General features: G+C 69.9%; 4 protein-coding genes. All 4 read right to left on the bottom strand.

Annotated features, from left to right (window positions below; genetic code table 11):
• A partial coding sequence (locus tag AC1D12_RS29755; protein WP_477844813.1) for a lipopolysaccharide biosynthesis protein occupies positions 1 to 509 on the bottom strand: 509 nt, incomplete at its 3' end.
• Positions 506 to 1,612, bottom strand: a complete 1,107-nt coding sequence (locus AC1D12_RS29750) for a DegT/DnrJ/EryC1/StrS family aminotransferase (protein ID WP_477844811.1) — start codon at positions 1,610 to 1,612, stop codon at positions 506 to 508. The genes AC1D12_RS29755 and AC1D12_RS29750, both read right to left, overlap by 4 nt.
• A complete protein-coding gene (locus AC1D12_RS29745) occupies positions 1,609 to 2,193 on the bottom strand; it encodes an acyltransferase (RefSeq protein WP_047499801.1) in 585 nt (194 codons plus the stop codon). The genes AC1D12_RS29750 and AC1D12_RS29745 overlap by 4 nt, the downstream gene beginning before the upstream one ends.
• 10 nt (positions 2,194 to 2,203) lie before the next feature.
• Positions 2,204 to 2,961: Gfo/Idh/MocA family protein (locus AC1D12_RS29740; protein WP_477844809.1), on the bottom strand; the 758-nt coding region annotated here is incomplete at its 5' end.

Raw genomic sequence — 2,961 nt, 5'->3', positions numbered from 1 at the left:
GCTCCCAGGCCGACCGTGGCCGCGACGCCGCCCGCGCTCTGCACGACGCGGTTGCCGGCCAGTTGCGTGTACTGCCGGCGGCGGTTCGACCAGCAGCCCAGCGTGTTGACGACGGCGGTCAGCGCGACGCTCAGCGGCAGCAGGTAGAGCCACGGCGCGAGCGCGGCGTGACCGGAGGCTTGCGCGATCCATCCGCCACCGAGCGCAACAACGAGCAACGACAGCCCGGTCACCGCGAGCGTGATCGCCAACGCGAGCAGCAGCAGTTGCCAGCCGTCGTCGTCCGACTCCGGCAGCACGATGGCCAGCTCATAGCGGCCGGTCGCGAGGATCGCCAGCAGCGCGACCACGCTCTGGAACAGCGCGAACACGCCGAAGTCTTCCGGCGCGAACAGGCGCGACAGCAGCGGGCTCGCGGCGAGCGCGATCAGCTGTGCCAGGCCGGTGCCCGTCAGCAGCGTCAGCACATGCCGCGCCGAGCCTGCGCCGGCCGCGCCCGCTGTCGTCATGCGAGCAAGGCGTGCACCACCCGCTCCTGGTCGGTGGGGGTCAGGTCGGCGCTCATCGGCAGGCTCATCACGCGCGCGGCGGCGCGTTCGGCGTGCGGCGTGCCGCCCGGCACCTGCCAGGCGCGGTAGGCCGGTTGCTGGTTGATCGGCAGCGGGTAGTGCACGGCGGTCGGGATGCCCTGCGCCGTCAGCTTCGCCTGCACCGCGGCGCGGTCCTCGACGAACACCGTGTACTGCGCGAACACGCTGGTGCGGCCAGCGCGCTGTGCCACCACCGGCAGCTTGCCGGCCAGCATCTCGTTGTAGCGCGCGCCGATCGCCAGGCGCTGCTGCACTTCCCACTCGAAGCGCTCGAGCTTGGCCAGCACGATCGCGCACTGCAGCGTGTCCATGCGCCCGCCGACGCCGACGCGGGTGTGCGTGTAGCGCGCGCTCTGGCCGTGCACGCGGATCTCGCGGCAGGCCTGCGCGAGGCGGTCGTCGCTGGTGAAGATCGCGCCGCCGTCGCCGTAGCAGCCGAGCGGCTTGCTCGGGAAGAAGCTGGTGCAGCCGAACGTGCTCAGGTTGCAGCTCTTGCGCTTGACGTCATCCAGGCCTGCGTAGTCCGCCCCGAAGCTCTGCGCCGCATCCTCGATCACCGGCAGCCCGTGGCGCTGCGCGATCGCGTTGATCGCGTCCATGTCGGCGGCCTGGCCGTACAGGCTCACCGGCATGATGGCCCGCGTGCGCGGCGTGATCCGCGCCTCGATCAGCGCGGCGTCGATGTTGCAGGTGTCGGGTTCGATGTCGGCGAACACCGGCACGCCGCCCAGCAGCACGATCATCTCGGCGGTGGCGGCGAAGGTGAACGGCGTCGTGACGACCTCGTCGCCGGGCTTCAGGTCGAGCGCCATCAGCGCGATCAGCAGCGCCTCGGTGCCGCTCGCGACCGTGATGCAGTGGCGCGCGCCGGTGTACGCGGCGAGCTGCGCCTCGAGCTCCTTGACCTCCGGACCCATGATGTACTGGCCGTGGTCGAGCACGCGCTGCATGCGCTCGGCAATGCTGCCCTTCAGCGCGGCGTACTGCGTCTTCAGGTCGACGAATTCGAGCTTCGAGCTCATGCGGATACTTCCTCTGCAGGTTGGCACACCGAATTGCGCAGCACGTAGCGTTCGCCGGTCGCCGGGCAGGCGGCCTCGCCGTCGCCGGTGAGCGGCAGCTCGAGCCGCTCGCCGTGCCGGCTCATCCACCCGGCCTGGCGGGCCGGCACGCCGACCATCAGCGCGAAATCCGGCACGTCGCGGTTGATGACGGCACCGGCACCGACGAAGGCATAGCGGCCGACCGTGTGCCCGCAGACGATCGTGCAGTTGGCGCCCAGCGTCGCGCCGCGGCGCACCAGCGTGCGGCGGTACTCGTTCTTGCGGGTGACGGCCGAGCGCGGGTTGTAGACGTTCGTGAAGACCATGCTCGGGCCGCAGAACACGTCGTCCTCGAGCGTCACCGCGTCGTAGACCGACACGTTGTTCTGGATCTTCACGTTGTGGCCGATGTTGACGTCGTTGCCGACGTAGACACCCTGCCCGAGCGAGCAGCCGTCGCCGATGCGGGCGCCGGCGCACACATGCGCGAAATGCCAGACCCGGGTGCCGGCGCCGAGCTGCGCGCCTTCGTCGACGATGGCGGAGGCGTGGATCATCAGAATGTCCCGTTCAAAAAACCAAGGGCAGGCCGACGCGCACGCCGTCGCGTGCCGAGCGGTAGCCGGCGATCAGCACCTCGAGCGAGCGCAGGCCCTCGTAGCCGTCGACCTCGGCATGCGCCTCGCCGCGCAGCGTCTTGATCACGTTGTCGTAGTAGAGCGGGTGGCCGGGGCCGTAGACCGAGCTGACGCCATAGCTCGCGTCGGCGACCTTGGCATCGTCCTCGTGCGGCGTGTCGAACTCCCAGTGCTCGATCTTGTTGACCGCGACGCCGCCGACGCGCACCGTGCCGCGCTCGCCGAGGATCGTGATGCTGCCCTCGAAGTTCTTGTTGTGCGTCAGCATCGTCACGTTGATCGAGGCCAGCGCGCCGTTGCGCAGCCGCAGGCTCATCACCCCGGTGTCCTCGGCCTCGATGTTGCGCGACAGCGTCGCGGTGTAGGCGTGCACGTTGTCGACCGGGCCGACCAGCCAGTCGACCATGTCGACATAGTGGCTCGCCTGGTTCATGAAGGCGCCGCCGTCCATGTCCCAGCGGCCACGCCACGGCGCCGCGTCGTAGTAGGCCTGCGGGCGGGTCCAGAACACGTTGACCGCCACCATCGCCAGCTTGCCGAAGCGGCCCTGGTCGACCGCGCGCTTGACGAGCTGCAGCGTGGCGTTCAGCCGGTTCTGCTTGACGACGAACAGCTTGACGCCGGCATCGCGGCAGGCCCGCACCATCGCGACACCCTCGTCCCACTTGGTGGCCATCGGCTTCTCGCTGA

The sequence above is a fragment of the Rhizobacter sp. P1_G5 genome (assembly GCF_056405435.1).
The sequence above is the reverse complement of the archived record's forward strand: the minus strand, read 5'-3'. Positions and strand labels throughout refer to the sequence as shown.

What these genes read in the sequence shown, in the direction of transcription:
- AC1D12_RS29750 (WP_477844811.1), bottom strand. Translation starts at nt 1,612, where the DNA reads ATGAGCTCGAAGCTCGAATTCGTCGACCTGAAGACGCAGTACGCCGCG.